The sequence below is a fragment of the Neobacillus sp. NPDC093182 genome, assembly GCF_044754045.1.
In genome coordinates, this window is the sequence record NZ_JBIVOI010000017.1 from 49,874 (window position 1) to 70,487 (window position 20,614).

Sequence of the window (20,614 nt, forward strand, 5' to 3'; positions counted from 1 at the left end):
ATAGGGAGTTGAAACAATGGAAGAGTCATTTGTACAGCAAATCTATAACAAAAATCAGAAAAATTCCTTTAAGGTACTAGTAGGTTTATATAAAGGAAACTACTTAAGAATGTTTTATTCAGTTGTTTTTTTCATTATTAAACATATCCCCGCTTGGGTGATGCCCATTGCCATTGCAAATGTAATTAATGCTGCTACGATTCAGGATGGCGGTGGCATTCAAACGATTTATCTTAATGCGATCGTTATGTTTATATTGGTACTGCAAAACATCGTAACAAATTATTATCATACTAAACTGCATAGTTACGCGATTCGTAGTGTCGAATCGGGTTTGCGTGCCTCGCTTATTAAAAAGCTGCAAGAACTTTCGATTCCTTATCAAAAGGAGATGCAGTCTGGCAGGCTTCAATCTAAAATAATGCGAGACGTAGAAGCTGTCCAAACGCTTTCCTCACAAGTGTTTGTCAGTAGTTTAAATATTCTTGTCAATCTACTAGTTGCCTTAGCCATTACGTTATATAACAGTCCTACAGTATTTCTATTTTTTATCTTAACTGTACCGATTTCAGCTCTTATCATTGTTGTCTTCCGTAAAAAAATTAAAACCTCCAATTCTGAATTTCGGCAAGAAATGGAAGAAACCTCTGCGCGTGTTATTGAAATGATTGAATTAGTACCCATTGCTCGTGCGCATGCGTTAGAAAATCAAGAGGTACGCCGTTTAAATCACCGATTCCAGCAAATATTAACGAAAGGATTTCAATTAGATATTATTCAATCATTATTTGGTTCTGTCAGTTGGGCTTGTTTTCAACTTTTTCAAATTATTTGTTTAGTTTTCACTGGAATTTTGGCATTACGTGGTTCCATAACTCCAGCGGAAGTGGTGATGTATCAAACGTACTTTACAACAGTAGTAAATTCTGTATCTAGTATAATAACCCTAATACCCACTATCGCTAAGGGCCTGGAATCGGTCAATTCGATTGGCGAAATTTTAACAGCTGGTGAGGTAGAAAATCATGAAAACAAACCAAAGATTAAACAAATAGATGGAAATTTTTCCTTGCAACAGGTTTGTTACCGATACCCTAATAGCGATCAAACAATTCTTCAAGATATTAACTTAGAGGTAAAACAAGGAGAAACAGTCGCTTTTGTCGGGGAATCTGGTTCGGGGAAATCAACTATCCTAAATTTACTCATTGGGTTTATTCAACCTACTGAAGGAAAAATTCTTTTAGATGGCTATGATATGTCCTCCATTGATTTACGATCCTTTCGACATCATTTAGCGGTAGTCCCTCAGTCCACCATTCTATTCTCTGGAACCATTCTCCAAAATATAACCTATGGCATGCCATCTGTTACAGAAGAAGAACTAAAAAGAGTCTTATTAGCAGCAAACCTCTGGGATGTCATTCAAGGGCTCCCTGATGGATTGAACACGAAGATTGGAGAACATGGGGATAAGCTTTCAGGAGGTCAAAGGCAAAGGGTCTCGATCGCAAGAGCCTTAATTCGGAACCCAAAGGTCATTATTTTGGATGAAGCTACTTCTGCATTAGATAGCCATTCAGAGAAAAAAATTCAAGAAGCATTGAATACTTTATGCCATGCCCGGACTACCTTTATCGTGGCTCACCGTCTTTCGACTATTCGTAATGCAGATAAAATAGCTGTTATCGAAAATGGCCGTTGTGTAGAATTCGGTACCTACGATGAATTAATGTTCACTAAAGGTAAGTTTTATGAGTTGAAGCAATTACAAATGTAGCAGTAGAACAATGGGTTTAATAGAAGTAACTAGATGCCAAAAAATTATACCTGGCATCTTTTTTTACCTGTTGATATGGGCTTTTATAAAAGGCTGTGTAAGGCCAATTGTTGATATTTCACCCTGTTGATCGGAGCAGCTCCACAAAAATCCAAGGTCCCTCAGACCGGGATTGTGCCGATAAACCAAGGCTCCCCAATTTATCGTAACAATCTGGCGGGGATTGTGCCGATAAACCAAGGCTCCCCAATTTATCGTAACCATCTGGCGGGGATTGTGCCGATAAACCAAGGCTTCCCAATTTATCGTAACAATCTGGCGCGGATTGTGCCGATAAACCAAGGCTTCCCAATTTATCGTAACAATCTGGCGCGGATTGTGCCGATAAACCAAGGCTTCCCAGTTTATCGTAACAATCTGGCGCGGATTGTGCCGATAAACCAAGGCTTCCCAATTTATCGTAACAATCTTACCGGGATTGTGCCGATAAACCAAGGCTCCCCAATTTATCGTAACAATCTGACCTGGATTGTACCGATAAACCAAGACTCCCCAATTTATCGTAACAATCTGGCAGATAGTGCCGAAGACTGCCTGTCCCTGCGGTGATTATTCAAAGAACCTTTCCTTAGTGGAGCGGAAATCAACAGGCTAATTGAATACAGCCAAAAAAACCCCTTCTGAAAGACAGTAACACTGTATACTCAAAAGGGATTATATAAGTCTCTAATTATAGCGTAACTCCACTCTTAAAAATTGAAATCTCTCTAAAGTCATTTTTCTCATTATTGACAAATTCGCCACTTGCAACTTGAACAATATAATCCGTAAAATCAATCAACACTTGTTCTGGGAGTACCCCATCATCCAATAGGGTTCCAGCATTAAAGTCAATCCAGTGTGGTTTTGTTTCAAAGATTTGTGTGTTAGTTGAAATTTTCATCGTTGGAACAAATGTTCCGAATGGTGTTCCCCGACCTGTCGTAAACAAAACCATCTGGCAGCCGGCTGCCGCAAGTGCAGTAGATGCAATGAGATCATTGCCTGGGGCACTTAAGAGGTTCAACCCTTTTGTTTTAAGTGTACCGCCATATTTTAAGACATCAACAATGGTGCTCGTTCCCGCTTTCTGTGTGCACCCGAGGGATTTGTCTTCTAGTGTCGTTATCCCTCCAGATTTGTTCCCTGGAGAAGGGTTTTCATAAACAGGTTGATTATGACGCAAAAAATATTCCTTGAAGTCATTAATCAGATCCACAATCTTTTCAAAAACCTGTTCATCTGCAGCACGTTCCATTAATATCGTTTCCGCTCCAAACATTTCCGGGACTTCAGTGAGGACGGTGGTGCCACCTTGTGCAATTAAATAATCTGAGAATTTACCTAGAAGCGGATTGGCAGTTATGCCAGAAAAACCATCGGAACCACCGCATTTTAAACCAATTTTCAATTCTGAAAGAGGAACGGATTCTCTTTTGTCATTTTTAGCATTTTCATAGATTTCCATTACCAGTTTAAAACCTTCCTCGACTTCATCGGTAACATTTTGGGAGATCAAAAATTTCACTCTCTCCTCATTCACGTCACCCAATGCCTTTTTAAACTCTGGCAGCTCATTATTCTCACAGCCTAGACCTAAAACAAGAACACCTCCAGCATTGGGGTGCTTTACTGCATTTATCAGTATTTGCTTTGTGTTTTCATGGTCATCACCTAACTGGGAACATCCGTAGTTATGCTTTAAGACAAGGACATTGTCAAACGGGCTAATGTCGCCAACATGACGCTCAAACCGCTTGATAATTTTCTCGGCAATTCCGTTCACACAGCCTACTGTAGGTACAATCCAAAATTCATTCCGAACCCCAACCTTACCATCGTCCCGACGATATCCCTGGAATGTTCGATTTTCATTTTTATATAGATTCTGAGATTCCTTAAAAACATATTGGTATTCCTGCGTTCCTGAAAGATTCGTTTTGGTGTTATGGGTATGAACATGTTCACCTGGTGTAATCATACCCAGTGCATGGCCGATTGGATAGCCGTATTTAATAATATGATCATTGACGTAAATATCTTTTATGGCTATTTTATGGCCACGGCTGATATCTGCTTTTATTTGAATATCCTTGCCATTAAGATGAATCGTTTCATTTTTCTTAAAGTTTCTCAGAGCTAAAATAATATTATCGTTGTCAGTAATTTGAAGAAAATCCTTCATTTTAGCGGCCCCCTACTAAATGGATGTTTCAAACAATTCTTTAAGAGCTTCCTTAACTCCCCTTTGATAGATTGTAAGGAGGTTGGTACTGACGGTACATTCTAAATTTGGAATAGAGGTCAAATCTATCCCCCATAACCTTCGTTCCGCCAGGATGATGTTCACGAGTTCTGACATGGTAAGTTCTTGCTGCTCAAATTTTTCCCAATGAGTGTTAAAGAATTGAACAATTTCTGGATCATCTTGTAGTTCTATTACATCATTTCCTCTTATTCCCCGAAAAAAATAAAGCAGGCAGCTTAGTGAAAAGACCATTCGTTCCGGCAGGCTGTTATATTTTTCAACATAATCTAATAAGGACGGCAAATTCCTTGTCTGAAATTTAGAAATAGAGTTTAAGGCAATACTCATTAAATAGTGCTTGATATATGGATTAGCAAACCGGCTAATCACATCATTTGCATAGCTTGCCAGCTCTGTCTTACTCCCCCCTAAAGTTGGGATGATTTCCTCTGCGATCATTTCTTTGATAAACATGCCGACTTCTTCATTATTTATACTTTCTTCTACCGTACTTAAACCATATAAGAAGGCAACCGGAGTCATCGCTGTATGTGCGCCGTTTAAAATTCGGACTTTTCGTACCCTGTAAGGAGTTAAATCATCGACAATCAGCGTGTTTAACCCTGTTCCTTCCACTTTCAGCTCATTTTTTATCCATTCCGGTCCCTCAATGACCCAAAGGTGATACTGCTCCCCTACCACCATCAATTCATCCTCATATCCAAGCTGTTCGGTTTTTTCCTTATATGAATCGGTTGGAAATCCCGGTACGATTCGGTCGACAAGGCTTGAACAAAAGGTATTGGCTTTCTTTACCCATTCAATAAATTCATTCTCAAGGTTCCAAAAACTTGCAAATTGCAATACGATTTCCCTCAGCTTTTCCCCGTTTCTTTCAATTAGTTCACATGGAATAATAATACATCCCCGCTTTTCATCACCTGCAAAAGCCTTGAAACGGTGATAGAGGAACGCAGTCAGCTTCCCTGGAAAGCTCTTCTGTGGACGATCCTCGAATTGATCTGTTGGATCAAACACAATTCCAGCTTCTGTCGTATTTGAAACAATAAACCGGAGATCCTCTGTCCCCGCAAGTTTGATATATTCCGGATAATCGGTAAATAGATTAATACCTCGACTAATTGACTCAATCACTTGATGCTGATTTACTAATTGTCCTTCTTTTATGCCCTGTAAATAAAGGGTGAACAGTCCATCCTGTTTATTTAGCCTTTCAATCTTGTTATTACTTCGCGGCTGGACAACCACCACACTTCCATTGAAATCCGTCTTCTCATTAAGAACCTGGAATTGCCAATCAATAAACCCTCTTAAAAAATTTCCTTCCCCGAACTGGAGCACCTTCTCTGGATATGAGGTATATTTCTGATGAATATTATTATTTAGTCTTTGCACCAATCTTTCCCCTCCCTAAAATGCACACGTTAACATTTTTGTTCAAAAGAAAGGTAAAATTAACCTCTCTTCTTAACAGAATCTCTTATGATTAATTCTGTGTTGGCAAAAACTTTTGCGGCTCTTTCTTCTTTACCTGTTACGAGTGAAAGGATTTTCTCCGCACCTAATACACTGATTTCTTCTACCGGCCGTTTTACCGTTGTTAGCTTGGGTGTTGTATATTGGGCAAAACCAATGTCATCAAATCCAATAATGGATATGTCATTCGGGACATTCAATCCACTAGCAAACACGGCATTCATTGCACCAATGGCCATATCGTCATTAGAACAAAAAACGGCTGTCGGAGGTTTTTTCAAAGAAAGTAATTTACCCATTCCCCGATAACCGCTTTCCATATCATAATTTCCGTTCACGGAGTACTCTGGTTGAATCGAAATACCATTTTCAATCAGCGCAGTAAGATAACCGTCCTTACGCATTTGTGTAGATTTAAAGGTTGGAATTCCTTCAATGACTGCAATATCTGTATGTCCGCAATCGATCAAATACTGTACCGCTTGACTTGAACCCTCTGTATCGTTAGAAAGTATATTGATGATATAATCTTCTTCTATTTCTCTGTTCAGGACAACAAGAGGAATTTCCTTTTGCAAGACATGATAGATAAAGGAATGGTCTCGAACGCTTTGGCTCATCACTATAATTCCGTCAAATCTTTGCGGATTAATACTCGAAAAATCCTGATAATCATCGATACCACGAATAAATAGGTTATATTCTTGGCTGATGACACTATTTACACCTTTTATTGTATCAGCAAGAAAGCTAGCGGAAGTCCCCTTGCTGATGCTGGTTAAGAATAAACCAAGCGTATGCGACTTCTGCATAACCAGACTTTTGGCATTATAATTTGGTGTATAATTTAGCTGGGAAGCAATTTCAAGGATTTTTCTCCTTGTGGGCTCTTTGATAAGAGGGCTGTTATTCAGTGCCCTAGAAACAGTTGTATGGGATACGTTGGCCAATTTAGCAATATCTTTTATCGTAACCATTGTCTGACCTTCCTTTTGTATTCTCTTTTTCGTTCATTATACCTTATCTGCCCTGCCCCGCCAGCTTTCATCCACTAATTATTAAAGATATGTTCGACTATTGCTTCCTGAAAATCAAAATAATTTTTGGCATTGTTATAGGATATTCCCTGAACAATATTTCCGAGTAACACCATATCATTGGGAACCTCACCGTTTTCAACCCATTCTCCAATTAAATTACAAACCAGTCTCCGGAAATATTCATGTCTTGTATAAGATAGGAAACTCCTTGAGTCGGTAAGCATTCCGATGAAACGGCTAAAAAGACCTACAGAAGACAATGCCTTCATCTGCTCGAGCATTCCTTCCTTTGTATCGTTAAACCACCATGCTGTCCCGAATTGTATTTTCCCTGGAGTCTTGCCGTCTTGAAAGCTATTAATGATACTTGCGATTACCACATTATCGCCTGGATTCAAAGAATAAATGATGGTCTTGGGAAGCTTGTTTTCCTGGTCTAAAGAGTCCAGAATTTTTACTAACGGCTTTGCAATCTGCCCGTCGTTAATAGAATCATAACCGGTGTCAGGACCAAGAATCTTAAACATTCTGCTATTATTGTTACGGTGAGCATTGATATGAAACTGCATCGCCCAGTCCAACTCTGCATATAGCTTGCCAAGATAAATTAACGTAAACGTTTTGAACTTCTTTTCTGCCTCAATAGAAATCACGCTGCCGGAAGTTCTTTTAGCAAAAATTTCAGCCACTTCTTCAAAGAACGCCTCTTCATACACCATAGAATCTAAAGCATGATCCGACACTCGGCAGCCTGCCGCATGGAAAAAATGAACTCGTGATTCAAGTGCAGCAAGGTAATCTTCATAATTGTTTATATCAATTTCTGCAGCTTCTCCAAGCTTAGCCACCCAATCAATGAAGCCTTCTCGATTTATTTCTAATCCTTTATCAGGTCTGAAACCTGGTACAACACTTACTGAATAGTCATTTTCTTCTCTTAACTTGAGATGGTATTCAAGACTATCAACAGGGTCATCAGTTGTACAAACTACTTTGACGTTTGATTTTTTAATCAAATTCCTTACACGAAAGCTATCTTCGTTTAGTTTGCTATTTACTTTCTCCCAAATTACTGCTGCACTTTGTTCATTTAATAAATCATAGATACCGAAGAACCGCTGTAATTCTAAATGCGTCCAATTGTATAACGGATTACCTATTGTCATCGGTACTGTCCTTGCCCATGCAAGGAACTTCTCATAGTCACTTGCATTGCCGGTTATATATTCTTCTGAAATTCCATTTGCTCTCATTGCTCTCCATTTATAATGATCACCATACAACCAGGCTTCCGTAATATTTTTAAATTTCTTATTTTCATAGATTTCTTTCGGACTTAAATGACAATGGTAATCAATAATTGGCATATCTTTTGCGTAATCATGGAATAAGGAGATAGCGGTTTTATTTTTCAGCAAAAAATTTTCATCTATAAATTTTTTCATTTTGCACCACCTGTTTTGGTTTTGTTAACGTTAACAATCTTTTTGTAATTAAAGTCTAACAGCTCATTGAAATAATGTAAATAAAATTGTTAACGTTAACATTTTATGTTGTGATTCTCCTTTTATACTCAGACTGCCTACATAAAGGGGTTTCCTCTTTTTAATATTTCCACTGAATTTTCTTGTGAAACATAGCCCAGTTCTTTAAAAGCACTTTCAGTAGACCATGGTTTACCGGGATTATCAGAAACACCATAATATGTTCCGTACTTAACAGTTGATTGAAGTGCCAAATCAAAAAGCTGTACTGTATCTTTATGGGATAATATAGTTCTGTAAAGACGGTTATCTTCTTTTACTGCTTTTTGTTCATCAGGATGAACACTTCCAATCCGTAAATTGATAATTGCAAGATTATCTGAATAACGGGCCAATAATTGCCCAATATTTTCAGAGGCAAATTTTAATACCCCGTAGAGCCCGCAAGAATGAGGAAAATCACTGGTATTGATTTCTCTCCCTAAAGATGAAAACCCGTTATTCTCATAGTAATCTGTTGTATGATTGCTGCTTGCATAAACTACTTTGGGAATTCCTAATGTAATTGCTGCGTGCAACACATAAAAAGAAGATACAAAATGGATATTGGTCATGTTATGAAAGTCCTGTACATCCTTTAAATCATTTTCAGTTTTTATGGTGAGTAAATTAATAAGGGCATCAGAATCTTTTGGAATGCTGTGTAACAGGGTGTCAAAATTCGTTGCGTCCACCTTTACAAACTCCGCTGACTGTTCAGTAACATTCTTATCGAGGGTAACTATATCATATTTGGCACGGAGTCCTTTGTATAAAATCGTTCCAATTGTCCCTGCTCCGCCTATAATAGTTACTTTTTTTTTCATTCCTTTTCCTCCATTAAAGTTAATTCTATTATCTGGAAATGAGTAGTTTTTAAGGTTAAGCTCTTTTATTCCTTTATTAAAATTACCTTTCATGAAAAAAGATATCCCTTTTGTGAAAATAAACTGGTAAATTTAACACGTGGAGAGCTGCTCTATATTCGGAGCAGCTCTTTGATTCTTTTACTTATTTTGAAAATAATAATCAAGAATCTTTCTTCCAATTGACTTATTTATAGCACTACTGTCATTCTCAGCATTTGGAACCACTACTGAAATGGCAACCTCCGGATTTTCATATGGAGCATACCCGACTAAGGTTAAATTATAGTTGTAGCCGCCATTTCCATCAGAAACTTGAGCTGTACCCGTTTTTCCGGCAGGATCATAGACGGCACCCTTGAAGGCAGATGCTGCGGTTCCCTGATTTCCGTTCATGACGAGATGAAATCCATTCTGAACCCGCTCGATATAGGCGCGGTCCATATCTACTGTATTTAAAACGTTGGTTTGAAATTCTTCAATAACTTCTCCAGATTTACCATTTTTATTACTTGGTTCTCGTACTTCCTTCATGAAATGCGGCTGAACTCGCTTGCCGTCATTGGCAATGGTTGATACATATTGAAGCAGTTGAAGAGGAGTGTACGTATCAAATTGGCCAATGGAGAAATCCATTAAGTTCCCTAATTTTTGTACCCCGCCATTATAACCTGTTGCTTCATCAGGTAAGTCAATTTCTGTTTTTACTCCGAGGCCAAATTGACCAAAGTACTTTCTCATCATCTCATACGCCTTTTCGGGATTTTTAAAACCTAATTTCCTAGCATAATCATAATCTCCGATTTTCATCGCAATATGAAACATATAAACATTAGATGACCGTTCAAGTGCGGTTAAATCATTGATCGTCCCCATATTGGTATAAGATTTTTTTACCGGAGTTCCACTAATTTTAATGGGAGAATCGACGAATGTATCCCCAGGTGAGATTACACCTGTTTCATATCCAGTTAACACCGTTGCTCCTTTTACAGCTGACCCCATGGCATAAGAGTTATAAAATGCGCCATATAATTCATCTGATAATTGATTATCAGTTTCCTTTTTCCCAGCAATTGCTAATATTTCACCTGTAGCAGGATTGCTCATTACCACGTACGCACTTTGAGCACTCTCGTCCTTTTTTAATTCTTCTTCAATGATTTTTTCCACCTCTTGTTGAAGCTTTAAATCAATGGTCAAAACCACATCTTTTCCGGGTTCCCCTGCAGTTACCTTTACGTCAGAGATCTTCCCTGTTATATCTTCAACATACGTTTGTTTTTCTTTTGTTCCACGCAGTACTTCTTCGTATTGTTGTTCAAGAAAGCTGGTTCCAACCAAATCACTCAATGCATATCCATCACTTTTGTACGATTTTGCTTCTTCTACGGGAATTTCTCCTATATTGCCAAATAACTGGCGGAGGGTGTCACCATAAACGTATTTACGTTTGGAATCAATTTTCACCTCTACTCCTGGAAGTTCCTCTAAACGCTCATTCACAATGGCCATTTCTTCGATTGTTAATCCAGATTTGATTCGATTTGCTGAAGATGAGTCTACATCCATTTCTCTTTTAATCGCCAGGACTTCCATTTCATCAGGTGGTATACTTGCTAATTCTTGTTCCGTAATTCGCTCTAAAATAAGTTGATATTCTTCATTATCATCTAAGTTCTTTTGTTCTTCGCCCATTAATTTTGCATAAGCTTCCTGCCTTCTCGTTAAAATCCAGTAATCTTTTTTATCCCGCTCTGTTACTTTTTCTGTTGTCATAGTAATGATTCCAGCTAACGTCTTGGCTAGCTCTAGTTTGTCCTGCTGGGAATCTTCGTTTGAAGGATTTGTGTAGGTTAACGTATAAATAGGTTCGTTTTCAACTAACACATTTCCGTTCCGATCATAAATTTTCCCACGGGGGGTGTTCCAAGAATAGACGGTTTTTGTAGATTTTTGACTCTCCGCTCTATATTCTTCTCCTTGAACAATTTGTATTTTGCCCAAGCGAATAATCAATATGGAAAATAGTAAAATGACAATAATAAATAGAATACGTAACCGAGAGCTAAGTAGTTTGTTTGGATTTTTCTCTATCATTCTTTCTCCTCCCTTTTACTTATAAAAAGGAATTAGTTTACCCTTCTCTGTTAAATCCATGATACCGCCAAGATATGAAAAAAATATTAATAATACTGTAATAGACTTAGAACCTTTAGCGTCTATTTTTTGACGGAGCATTTTAAAAAAAGAAAAATAGGATAGCCGCTGCTACCCTATTTTTCTCGAATTAATGTTCTTTTGACTTGTCAAAGAAATGTAGCTTTCCACCTTTACGAGGAAAAAGATTTAGTTCCTTTGCTTTATCTGCATGGTTTGTGATAATTTCTTTAAAAAGTTCGTCAGCAGATTTATTTTTTGTTTCTATTCCCAACTTCTCCGCCGCTTGGAATATCCTTTTTTCCCGGACTTCGTGGGCTATGGTGTGAAAATCCTTATTATCAGTAGAAATGCCCAGCTCTTTGGCATCTTTTTTAATTTGGGTTTCATGGATCTCTCTAGCTAGACCATGTAAATCTTTGCCTTCAGTCGCGATTCCCAACTCTTTTGCATCTTTTTTAATTTCGGTTTCCCATACTTCCTTCGCTAAAGCTTCAAGGTCTTTACCATTGCTGTCGATCCCCAGTGATTCTGCCTTCTTTTTAATAAACTCAGGATCATGCTTGAAATGACCACGACCATGGACTTCTGATTTTTCCACTGTTGCTGCGTAGGTCTGGACTGAACCGAAAAGCCCAAACAATAACGCAATGGCACAAATTAAAGACATGTACATCTTTCTCATCTAGTATATTCCTCCTACCATAGTTTGGGTATTACAGATGATAGGATGTCCAAGGATTGTTACCAAATTATGAACATACTGTTAAAATTTGTAACTATTTTACAGAGTCAGGAAAAATCTTGAATTGGTAACGTAGATAATGATAGTTCTCGTCCTAACACACTCATTTCATTAATAGTTATATTATCTATTTGAGGATGAGTAATATACTGAATAACTAAACCTGTAAAACTTACTAAAAAATTGAACCCATATGGATTTTCCTTTATACCTATTTTTTGTCATCTCTCCTCCCGAATAGTTCCACTTAGATAAGCCACGATATATGTGTAAGATAATTTTTTGAGGAGTTGACAAACTTGAAAAAAGGCTTGATTACTTTCGTTTTAACCTCTACTCTCATCGGTTTAACTGGTTGTGCCGGAGATAATCAAAATGCAGGCGGCGATAACAACGGTGGCAACTTAGGGGTAAATAACGTTAGAAACAACGTTAGAAACAATGATAACAATGGGATTACCGGTAGAAATGTTTCGAACCAAAATTTAAAAGTTTCCACTCGCGCATCAAACAGTGTAGAACGTTTAGGAGAAGTAGACCAAGCACAAGTTATCATCCGTAATAACGATGCATATGTGGCTGTCCGATTAAACAATCAGCAAGGTACTACTGGGGATCGTGCCGGCACGGGGACAGGTACAACGAATAACAGGGGTGGAAACGGCAATAATGCTGGGAATACCCAAAATACTGGTAATAACGGAATTACTGGAAACAACACAAATGCTGGTAATAATGGGATTACCGGAACCAACACAAACGCTGGCAACAACGGGACCACCGGAAATAACACAAACGCTGGGAACACCGGGATTACTGGAAACTACACTAACTCTGGGATTACCGGCACTACAAATCACAACTTGAATACTGGGGCTGGCGCAATAACCGGAAACAATACTGGCGCTGGGACGGATCGAATAACTGGAACCAACACAAACACCGGCAATAATGGTACGGGTGGAACAGGAACAAATACAGGTAATACGGCTAATACTGGTACCAATATGAATGGTAACAATGGAACAGGCGGTACCAACTATAAAGAAGTATCCACTCGTCTTGAGCAAAGAATTGCTGACCAAGTTAGGGCAGCTGATAAAAAAATTCACAAAGTTTATGTTTCATACGATAACGATTTCTACAACCAAATGAACACCTATACGAATGATATTCAAAATGGACGAAACAGAGATGGTATCTGGGATGATTTTACTGATACTGTCGGAAGGTTCTTTGATTAATAATCAATGGGAAAAACTGTCGAATTTACGAATCGACAGTTTTCCCGTTTCAATTAAAAATATTAGGTTCTTTCCAGCAAACATTCGTGAGGCGGAACCTCAATAAATCCTTCAATACTTGGCTGCCTCATGGCCCCACCTTCCGTCCACTCAGCGAATTTTATCTTAACCGTTTTTATCGGCCGTACCCAGGTGGCATGCGCATGGCGTGGAGGTGTCTTGTTAAAAGGATGTTGGTCTGTCACCAATTCCCTTAATTCTTTCGTTAAATCTTTCCAGTCACCGACCGTCATTTTACCAGTCCCTGTATGGCCCACGTAATTTAGGTTTCCTTGATTATCATACATGCCGAGCAGGATGGAGTTTACGGTATCATGCCCCAATGTAAAACCTCCGATGACAGCGATGATATCACGATAATTTTTTACTTTGAGCCAGTCATCCCGCTTTTTTCCTATTGAATACGGCGAACTGGTCCTTTTCATTATAATCCCTTCCATACCTTGTTCCTTAATAGCCTGAAATAAGGCTTCAGCCTCAGTCATAGAGGGAACTAGCTGAATATGTTCATTAGGAGTGATGATATCACCAAGTATTTGATTTCTTTCATGAAACGGCTTGTTATGAATCCACTCGCCATCCAAATAAAGCACGTCGAAAATCATATATATAATCGGAACAGATTCTGCAGCCAGTTTTATGCGTTCTAAATTCCGCAAACCATCTCGTCTCATTACTTGCTGAAAGGATGGCCTTCCATCTTCCCCTAAAGCAATGACTTCTCCATCTAAAATCACGGAAGTACTGGAACAGTATTCATGAATGGGTATAATTTCTGGAAAATGAAAGGTTCGTTCATTCTTTTTTCGATTATAAAGCCGTACTTCTTGATGATCAGAATAGGTAAGAATTCTAACACCGTCCCATTTCACTTGTGCAATCCATCCCTCCTCTATCGGAATAGTATCACTGCTAACAGGCTCCATTGCAAATATCGGTTCCAGCTTGATCACCACCATTGTTAAATAATACATAGTTTTAACCATAACCACTTAAAATATAGAGTAGAACAGGAGGTTTTACGTGTGGGAGAAATAGAGGTTGATGGCCATCTTATTAAAATTACAAACCCTGAGAAACTTATTTGGGAAAATCAAGGCATTACAAAAATGGACTATATTCAGTATTTGCTAGATGTCTCATCTTATCTAATCCAGCATGCCAAAGAACGATTATTAATGATTTGGGTTTATCCTCACGGAATATATGGCAAGAAAATTGAAAAAAGATCTGTTCCTCAGACTGCGCCAGAATGGGTCAGCCATACTTTCTATAAAGAGAAGGAGCGAATCTTGTTAAATGATCGGGCCACCTTAGTCTGGGCCGCAAACTATGGTGCGATTGAATTTCATGTTCCATTTGATCGTCACGATAAAACCGATTACCCGCTGGAAATGGTATTCGATTTAGATCCTCCCGAGGATAATAGCTTTGATCTTGTGTTAGAGGTAGCAATTAAGTTGAAGCACCTTCTGGAATCACTTGGTCTAGCCTCGGTCCCTCGTACATCAGGTTCTTCAGGCATGCAAGTATTTGTTCCGATTCAGCCCAATTATACATTTGAACAAACAAGAAAGATCAATACCTTTGTTGCTCAGTATTTTGCTGAGCAAATGTCGCAGCACATAACCCTTGAACGTGTCGTTTCAAAGAGAGGAAATAAACTTTATTTTGATTACTTGCAGCTATGGCGAGGACGAACGATGCCAGTGGTTTACTCGGCTAGAGCCAAATCAGAACCAACCGTAGCAACTCCTCTAACTTGGGAAGAGGTAGAGGCGGGCATTAAGCCGACAGACTTCACAATTTTAAACATGAAGAAAAGGATACAAGAAATGGGAGATTTGTTTAATACCGTCACAACAGAAAAACTCAATCAGTCATTAGATGATATTCTTAATTTCATTGAAAAAAATAAAGATTAGAAATGAAAAACAGGCCCTAGGAATTCCAAAGTGCCTGTTCAACGATTTATTCAAATTTGATAAAACATTCACCAAGAATGGAATTTCCCCAAAGTAATGTAAGATGATCGTTATCATTGACAGGGCCGACACCTTCAGGGGTTCCCGTAAAGATTAAATCCCCTTCTCCTAATCCAAAGTTTAGGGCGGTGAAATCGATAATGGTCTGTAAATCAAAAATCATATTTTTGATATTACCTAGCTGCACCATCTCACCGTTTTTTAGAAGAGAGAAGTCGATCTTCTTCATTTCCTCTATCCCTGGAAAGGGAATAAATTTGCTTACAAGCGCTGAGTTCGGGAAACCTTTTGCTAACAGCCATGGATGTCCTTTTTTCTTTAGCTCACTCTGGACATCCCTAAGTGTGAAATCAATGCCAATTGCCATGCTATCTACTATTTCTTCTACTTTTATTCCCTGTTCAAAAGGTTTACCGATTCTGATGACAATTTCCGTTTCAAAATGAATAGATCCACGATTGCCAGGGAGTTTAACTTCCTGACCTTCAGCTTCTATAAGAGCATGAGTAGGTTTGGAAAAAAGCATGGGAGAATAAGGAACTTCATTTTGTAATTCTTTTGCATGTGCTGCGTAGTTTCTGCCAACGCAATAAATGTTTTTTACTTTATTCAAGACAGTTCCTCTTTTCCAAGTTAGTATTATCATATTAACATAATCTGGCTAAAGCTGAGTTTAGTAAAATAGGTATGTGAACGAATCTACTTCACTACATTTTTAGGTTGAAGCGGGTTGTTTTCTAAAATGTTTTCCACTTCTTCATAGCCCTCTAGAAATGCGAAGTTATATCTAGCTGGAAGTGCGAAAACATATTCATTATTTTGGCCAAGCAATGTTGGACCAATCGGTGCTGCACCAATATGAAATTCACCCTTTTCAAGTGAGGACCATTGTCTCAAAGTAAAAATCATAATCGGAATATCTTGTCTTGGTTTTTCCTCCGTCCATTCAGGATGTCTTATTAAAAGGATTTGACCATTTTCCGTTTGTTGTTGATCAGTAGCTATACCTTCCCAAGAATCCGATACAATCTGATAGCCCTCCCAAGTATCGGGTAACGTAAAGGTAAATCCATATTCTGTATTATCATAATGGTTTTCTTCAGGTTCATTCTGATCTATACCCTCTTTATCATTGTTATTATCTACAGTAGGTTCCCCTTTACCTTGCTGCCCTTGTTGATTTGAATCAAGACCTATTGCCGGGATTATAAGAATGGCGAATAACACAAAGGCAGCAATACTCGCTAAACCTAATGAAATCTTTTTCATGATTACAGTTCTCTTTTTCTTTTTATCATATGAACTGGCCAATTGTATTAGGTTTTCATGGATGATATCTTGTGTTTCCTTCGTAAACTTTTTATCATAATCAGGTTTTGGTAATGATCGAATTTTCTGCTCTAAATCATAAAATTTCTCATTCTTTTTCATGAGAAAATCCTCCTATGCTTTTTTGTAGAGTCTTTAACGCACGATGATAGGTTGTTCGAACCTTGTTTTCATTCCAATTTAATACCGAGGCTGTTTCAGATACAGAGAGTTCTTTTATCCCTCTAAGGATGACTACATCACGATAATTTACTTTTAGTGATTGGATTGCTTGATAAAGTAATTTGTTATTTTCATTGAGTTGGAGAATATTCTCCGGTGTTTCCTTATTCGATTGCTCATCCCGAAACCAATTCATTTGCTTCATTCTCAAACGATTCCTTTTTCTCATTTCATCTATCCCCAAATGGCGCGCAATTGAAAAAAGCCAGGTTTTAGGACTTGCTTTTTGCTGAAAAGTATCAAAACCTTTTATGGCTCGGATAAAAACTTCCTGCACCAAATCCTCAACATCACTTGACCCGAGGTAATAAACTAAATAATGGTATATATCTTTATTGTACAAGTAAAACCATTCCGAAATTATGTTGCTATTCATCCGCTGGTCAACTCCATTTTCCCTACAATTTTTATACTCATAAATTAGTCGAATCAGTGCAGCATTTATGTCACCTAATACAAATAATATTTAAGTTTTATTCTTTATTGGTTAACAGCACAACTTAATAGGATGGGGTAAGTGAATTTGAAGCGGATCTGTGAAAACGGAGCACCCTTTGTTAGAGTAAATTTTTGATGAGTACCATCTATGAAGGTCCAAACAGGAAAATTAGCATCCAATCGTATCGCGAAAAGGTTATTGGGACAAAACTAGAAGCGGAGAAGAGCACAGAACAGCAGACAAAAACTGAAAAAGAATCTGTCTGATCGGGTAAAGGTTTAATACAGATAGGAAAAATTGCATTACAGGAGGAAATCCAATGACCAAGGAAGAGGTAGTCGAACTTTTAATACTCATTGAATCCGTTTATCCCAATTGTATATTTAAAAACGAAACGGTTCAGCAATGGTTCCAATTTTGTACAGAGATGGATTATGAGAAAGTGTTAACGAAACTGAAAAACCACATTCGGAAAAGTCCCTTTCCTCCTGTGATTGGTGATATTGCTGTATTCCACTTTGAAGAAAATTATTTTCCTGCCAGCTTACAGGAATGGATGAGGAAAGGACGTGAGAAAATGGATTGTGACTCTAATCCAAACAAGCGAAGACCACTACCTGCCTGGCTTACCGAATATACACCAAGAAAGTTTGTTTGAGGCGGAAGGCATCCTATTAGGTGCAGTCTATCAGGCTCCTGAACTAATTCATGAAATCACCTAAGAGTGATTTCAATTTCACTTATTTATTTAAAAAGATCGTACCTATTGCAATGAGAACAAGACCAAAAATGGAATAAACGGAAATCTTCTGCTGTAAAAACAAAATAGATAAAAATGTAACAACTACTGCATAGACACCAGTTTGAAGACCACCTAGCATTACCGTATTGCCAAATAGTTTGCTTCCTTGAATGAAACCCCATGATAGGACAATGTTTCCAATAAAAGAAAGAGGCAGAAAATATACATTAAATTTAATGCTGTCTTTTAAAGTCGGTTGAAAAAAATATGCTGATAAAATTGGCAGTAAGGAAAAAACAATAGCACCAAAAATAATTGCACCTATGACCAAAAATTTCAAACAAACACCTCTTTTACTCTTTTAGTTTTACTTTATCCAAAATTAGACAGCATATTCTATGTTCTAAAAATGTAAAAAGGCACCCTCCTGTCCGGAGGGTGCACAATTTTTGGTTTTATTTTGTCGTAAAACTAAAAAGCTTTTCTAAATGGCGTACTATTTCACCTTTATCAGCTTCAACAACTTCCAAATGCTGTGGTTTATCAAACAATTGACTGATTTGTTTAGGGAATGTCTGCTGGATCTGACAACGTTCAATGGATTCATTAAACTTTGCCGGATGTGCAGTTGATAATGTGACACAAATCTCACCAGGTTTATTACAATTTTCGTATGCCGCTACCCCACATGCAGTATGGGGGTCAAGTAAATAACTGGTTTCTGTATTGTACTTGCTAATCGTTTGCAAGCATTCTTCCCCTTTAACTCCATGTGCTGCAAAATCCTCTTGCACTTTATGGAGCAGCTCGTCACTTACAACAATTTTCCCTTCTGACTTGAATTTTTCCATCAAGTCCGACACGGCCTTTGGATTTTCTTTAAGCAAATAATAAAGATAGCGTTCAAAATTACTAGCTACCTGGATATCCATCGAAGGGCTGTATGTGCTGCGGAATTCACCGGGCTTGTACACTCCCTCATGGATAAAATCTTCTAAAATATTATTTTCGTTGGTAGCAACGATAAGTTTCCCAACCGGAAGTCCCATTTTCTTGGCAAGATAACCAGCAAAGATATCTCCAAAATTACCTGTCGGAACACTAAAGTTGATCGTCTTTACATCCGTTTCTTTTTTCACTTGGAAATACGCATAGAAATAATAAACCGTTTGCGCCATGATCCGCACAAAGTTAATCGAATTAATCGCACGCATATGATATTTATTTTTAAAATCCACATCTGCGAACAATTCCTTGATGATTCTTTGACCATCATCAAACGTTCCTTTAATGGCTAAATTCAAAACACTTTTATCGTCAACAGTTGTCATTTGTAATTCTTGTACCTTACTTACTTTGCCATGTGGGTGCAAAATGCAAATGCGAATGCCTTCTTTTCCTCTCACACCTTCAATCGCCGATGCGCCCGTATCCCCTGAAGTAGCACCAAGAATATGAATCGACTCCCCTGTTTTCTTGGATACATAAGAATATAAATTTCCTAAGAATTGAAGCGCAATATCTTTAAAAGCAAAGGTCGGACCGTGGAATAATTCTAAAACATACATATTATCCTTCAGCTTCTGAACAGGTGTAACCTCCGGATGGCGGAAGGTTGCATAGCTTTTCTCGATTAATTCGTTCAATTCATTGTCTGGAATTTCACCATCAACATAATAGGAAAAGATTTCGTATGCTAATTCTTGATACGTTAACTTAGACATTGCGTCTAACTTTTCTACAGGAATTTGCGGGATTTTCTCCGGTACTAATAATCCACCATCATTAGCCAGTCCCATTAAGACTGTGTCGATAAAACCAATTTTACTTACATTGCCGCGTGTACTAACAAAGTTCATAGCTGCCTCCAGTATCTATTAAAAGTTTAATTTTCCTCAGTTTTGAAATGTGGGATTGTATCCTTTTAAAGTGCTAAAATATAAGTTTCATTTTAACACAATTGAGTGAATAGTCTAGAAATTATTGTTTGAATTTTCATTAATTATTAACATTTTTGATTTTTATTTCATATTCAGATTTTTGATGTCTTGAAACAAATTTATTATTAGTAATCCAGAAACGCCATGGATAATCCTTGGCTTCACCCGAGTTGTCTATTCCAATCCTTTTCCCTACTGAGATGCTTTCCGGACTAATACCTTTAGCTATATATATAGGTGGAAGTATAAGTGGGCGACCATAGTCCTCCATTGTAATAGACATTGATTTTGTCAGTTTTCCAGGGCCATTTGTCAGGTTTGTCGGATCTTCCATCCCCCTCCTAATTTTCATAAGTTCGATACCATTACGAGGTTCGATGGCACGGACCAAAACGGCTTCAGGTTTTTCCTCACCTCCACTGACCACATTGAACAGGCAGTGGGTATGCATTTGATAGGTATAGGCAATTCCCGAACGATGGAACATAACCTCCGTTCTACCCGTTCGCCTGTTATTGTAACTATGGGCAGCTCTGTCAATTGGACCGATATATGCCTCTGTTTCTACTATATACCCTGAGGTCATTCCCTGATCAGTTTCTTTTACAAGGAGGCACCCGAGTAATGCCTTTGACAGTTCTAGAGTAGGCTGTTCAAAAAATTCTTGGGATAGAGGAACGATTTCTTTTGGCAATTCATCCATGACAGTTGCCTCCATTCAAATGATGTTCTTATTGTTTTCCCCACATTATAGA

At 38.0% G+C, this 20,614-nt stretch carries 20 protein-coding genes; 5 read left to right on the plus strand and 15 right to left on the minus strand.

Annotation, left to right across the window (positions count from 1 at the left end; all coding sequences use genetic code 11):
- Positions 1–16: 16 nt before the first annotated feature.
- Positions 17–1,780: an ABC transporter ATP-binding protein gene (locus ACIQAA_RS25725; protein WP_402625519.1), complete on the plus strand. Its 1,764-nt coding sequence runs from the start codon at positions 17–19 to the stop codon at positions 1,778–1,780.
- 63 nt (positions 1,781–1,843) lie between these two features.
- On the opposite strand, the gene ACIQAA_RS25730 is transcribed toward ACIQAA_RS25725, so the two are convergent.
- The 8 genes from ACIQAA_RS25730 to ACIQAA_RS25765 form a co-directional block, all read right to left on the minus strand.
- Positions 1,844–2,326, minus strand: coding sequence for a hypothetical protein (locus ACIQAA_RS25730; protein ID WP_402625521.1), 483 nt, complete (start codon positions 2,324–2,326; stop codon positions 1,844–1,846).
- Positions 2,327–2,510: 184 nt separating this feature from the next.
- Positions 2,511–4,004, minus strand: a complete 1,494-nt coding sequence (locus ACIQAA_RS25735) for a UxaA family hydrolase (protein WP_402625524.1) — start codon at positions 4,002–4,004, stop codon at positions 2,511–2,513.
- Between the two features lie 15 nt (positions 4,005–4,019).
- Positions 4,020–5,483 (minus strand): tagaturonate reductase, encoded by a 1,464-nt coding sequence (locus tag ACIQAA_RS25740; protein WP_402625674.1) that lies wholly within the window; start codon positions 5,481–5,483, stop codon positions 4,020–4,022.
- Positions 5,484–5,542: 59 nt separating this feature from the next.
- Positions 5,543–6,541, minus strand: a complete 999-nt coding sequence (locus tag ACIQAA_RS25745; protein ID WP_402625527.1) for a LacI family DNA-binding transcriptional regulator — start codon at positions 6,539–6,541, stop codon at positions 5,543–5,545.
- Positions 6,542–6,615: 74 nt separating this feature from the next.
- Positions 6,616–8,049, minus strand: a complete 1,434-nt coding sequence (gene uxaC / locus ACIQAA_RS25750; RefSeq protein ID WP_402625530.1) for a glucuronate isomerase — start codon at positions 8,047–8,049, stop codon at positions 6,616–6,618.
- A 137-nt stretch (positions 8,050–8,186) separates the two neighbouring features.
- The gene (locus ACIQAA_RS25755; RefSeq protein ID WP_402625533.1) at positions 8,187–9,047 is read right to left on the minus strand and encodes an NAD-dependent epimerase/dehydratase family protein; all 861 of its coding nucleotides are present in this window, start codon (positions 9,045–9,047) and stop codon (positions 8,187–8,189) included.
- Positions 9,048–9,134: 87 nt separating this feature from the next.
- Positions 9,135–11,093, minus strand: coding sequence for a peptidoglycan D,D-transpeptidase FtsI family protein (locus ACIQAA_RS25760; RefSeq protein WP_402625536.1), 1,959 nt, complete (start codon positions 11,091–11,093; stop codon positions 9,135–9,137).
- 190 nt (positions 11,094–11,283) lie between these two features.
- Positions 11,284–11,838: a hypothetical protein gene (locus tag ACIQAA_RS25765; RefSeq protein ID WP_402625539.1), complete on the minus strand. Its 555-nt coding sequence runs from the start codon at positions 11,836–11,838 to the stop codon at positions 11,284–11,286.
- 359 nt (positions 11,839–12,197) lie between these two features.
- Between ACIQAA_RS25765 and ACIQAA_RS25770 the strand changes: the two genes are divergently transcribed.
- A complete protein-coding gene (locus ACIQAA_RS25770; protein WP_402625542.1) occupies positions 12,198–13,142 on the plus strand; it encodes a YhcN/YlaJ family sporulation lipoprotein in 945 nt (314 codons plus the stop codon).
- A gap of 62 nt (positions 13,143–13,204) precedes the next feature.
- On the opposite strand, the gene ACIQAA_RS25775 is transcribed toward ACIQAA_RS25770, so the two are convergent.
- Positions 13,205–14,188, minus strand: coding sequence for an ATP-dependent DNA ligase (locus ACIQAA_RS25775; protein ID WP_402625545.1), 984 nt, complete (start codon positions 14,186–14,188; stop codon positions 13,205–13,207).
- A gap of 39 nt (positions 14,189–14,227) precedes the next feature.
- Here ACIQAA_RS25775 and ligD point away from each other — a divergent pair, with 39 nt between their 5' ends.
- The gene (gene ligD, locus ACIQAA_RS25780) at positions 14,228–15,127 is read left to right on the plus strand and encodes a non-homologous end-joining DNA ligase (protein WP_402625548.1); all 900 of its coding nucleotides are present in this window, start codon (positions 14,228–14,230) and stop codon (positions 15,125–15,127) included.
- Positions 15,128–15,173: 46 nt separating this feature from the next.
- Here the strand turns inward: ligD and ACIQAA_RS25785 are convergent, their stop codons facing one another.
- The 3 genes from ACIQAA_RS25785 to ACIQAA_RS25795 all read right to left on the minus strand — a co-directional run bounded on the left by ACIQAA_RS25785 (position 15,174) and on the right by ACIQAA_RS25795 (position 17,114).
- The gene (locus ACIQAA_RS25785; RefSeq protein ID WP_402625551.1) at positions 15,174–15,800 is read right to left on the minus strand and encodes a fumarylacetoacetate hydrolase family protein; all 627 of its coding nucleotides are present in this window, start codon (positions 15,798–15,800) and stop codon (positions 15,174–15,176) included.
- Positions 15,801–15,886: 86 nt separating this feature from the next.
- On the minus strand, positions 15,887–16,618 hold the full coding sequence (locus tag ACIQAA_RS25790; RefSeq protein ID WP_402625554.1) for a hypothetical protein: 732 nt from the start codon (positions 16,616–16,618) through the stop codon (positions 15,887–15,889).
- Complete coding sequence (locus ACIQAA_RS25795) at positions 16,605–17,114, minus strand: RNA polymerase sigma factor (protein ID WP_402625557.1); 510 nt, start codon at positions 17,112–17,114, stop codon at positions 16,605–16,607. Before ACIQAA_RS25795 ends, ACIQAA_RS25790 begins: the two co-directional genes overlap by 14 nt.
- 197 nt (positions 17,115–17,311) lie before the next feature.
- Between ACIQAA_RS25795 and ACIQAA_RS25800 the strand changes: the two genes are divergently transcribed.
- On the plus strand, positions 17,312–17,443 hold the full coding sequence (locus ACIQAA_RS25800) for a hypothetical protein (RefSeq protein ID WP_402625560.1): 132 nt from the start codon (positions 17,312–17,314) through the stop codon (positions 17,441–17,443).
- A 53-nt stretch (positions 17,444–17,496) separates the two neighbouring features.
- Complete coding sequence (locus ACIQAA_RS25805) at positions 17,497–17,835, plus strand: hypothetical protein (RefSeq protein ID WP_402625563.1); 339 nt, start codon at positions 17,497–17,499, stop codon at positions 17,833–17,835.
- Between the two features lie 82 nt (positions 17,836–17,917).
- On the opposite strand, the gene ACIQAA_RS25810 is transcribed toward ACIQAA_RS25805, so the two are convergent.
- From ACIQAA_RS25810 to ACIQAA_RS25820, 3 genes are all read right to left on the minus strand, one after another.
- Entirely contained in the window at positions 17,918–18,259 is a 342-nt protein-coding gene (locus tag ACIQAA_RS25810) for a hypothetical protein (RefSeq protein WP_402625566.1), read from the minus strand.
- Between the two features lie 115 nt (positions 18,260–18,374).
- Positions 18,375–19,778, minus strand: a complete 1,404-nt coding sequence (thrC, locus tag ACIQAA_RS25815) for a threonine synthase (protein WP_402625569.1) — start codon at positions 19,776–19,778, stop codon at positions 18,375–18,377.
- Between the two features lie 139 nt (positions 19,779–19,917).
- On the minus strand, positions 19,918–20,562 hold the full coding sequence (locus ACIQAA_RS25820) for a DNA-3-methyladenine glycosylase (RefSeq protein ID WP_402625572.1): 645 nt from the start codon (positions 20,560–20,562) through the stop codon (positions 19,918–19,920).
- Positions 20,563–20,614 lie beyond the last annotated feature (52 nt).

Coding starts and splice junctions, on each gene's coding strand:
- ACIQAA_RS25725 (WP_402625519.1), top strand. CDS start 17: ATGGAAGAGTCATTTGTACAGCAAATCTATAACAAAAATCAGAAAAAT.
- ACIQAA_RS25735 (WP_402625524.1), bottom strand. CDS start 4,004: ATGAAGGATTTTCTTCAAATTACTGACAACGATAATATTATTTTAGCT.
- ACIQAA_RS25745 (WP_402625527.1), bottom strand. CDS start 6,541: ATGGTTACGATAAAAGATATTGCTAAATTGGCCAACGTATCCCATACA.
- uxaC (WP_402625530.1), bottom strand. CDS start 8,049: ATGAAAAAATTTATAGATGAAAATTTTTTGCTGAAAAATAAAACCGCT.
- ACIQAA_RS25755 (WP_402625533.1), bottom strand. CDS start 9,047: ATGAAAGGTAATTTTAATAAAGGAATAAAAGAGCTTAACCTTAAAAAC.
- ACIQAA_RS25760 (WP_402625536.1), bottom strand. CDS start 11,093: ATGATAGAGAAAAATCCAAACAAACTACTTAGCTCTCGGTTACGTATT.
- ACIQAA_RS25765 (WP_402625539.1), bottom strand. CDS start 11,838: ATGAGAAAGATGTACATGTCTTTAATTTGTGCCATTGCGTTATTGTTT.
- ACIQAA_RS25775 (WP_402625545.1), bottom strand. CDS start 14,188: ATGGTTAAAACTATGTATTATTTAACAATGGTGGTGATCAAGCTGGAA.
- ACIQAA_RS25790 (WP_402625554.1), bottom strand. CDS start 16,618: ATGAAAAAGAATGAGAAATTTTATGATTTAGAGCAGAAAATTCGATCA.
- ACIQAA_RS25795 (WP_402625557.1), bottom strand. CDS start 17,114: ATGAATAGCAACATAATTTCGGAATGGTTTTACTTGTACAATAAAGAT.
- ACIQAA_RS25800 (WP_402625560.1), top strand. CDS start 17,312: ATGAGTACCATCTATGAAGGTCCAAACAGGAAAATTAGCATCCAATCG.
- ACIQAA_RS25805 (WP_402625563.1), top strand. CDS start 17,497: ATGACCAAGGAAGAGGTAGTCGAACTTTTAATACTCATTGAATCCGTT.
- thrC (WP_402625569.1), bottom strand. CDS start 19,778: ATGAACTTTGTTAGTACACGCGGCAATGTAAGTAAAATTGGTTTTATC.
- ACIQAA_RS25820 (WP_402625572.1), bottom strand. CDS start 20,562: ATGGATGAATTGCCAAAAGAAATCGTTCCTCTATCCCAAGAATTTTTT.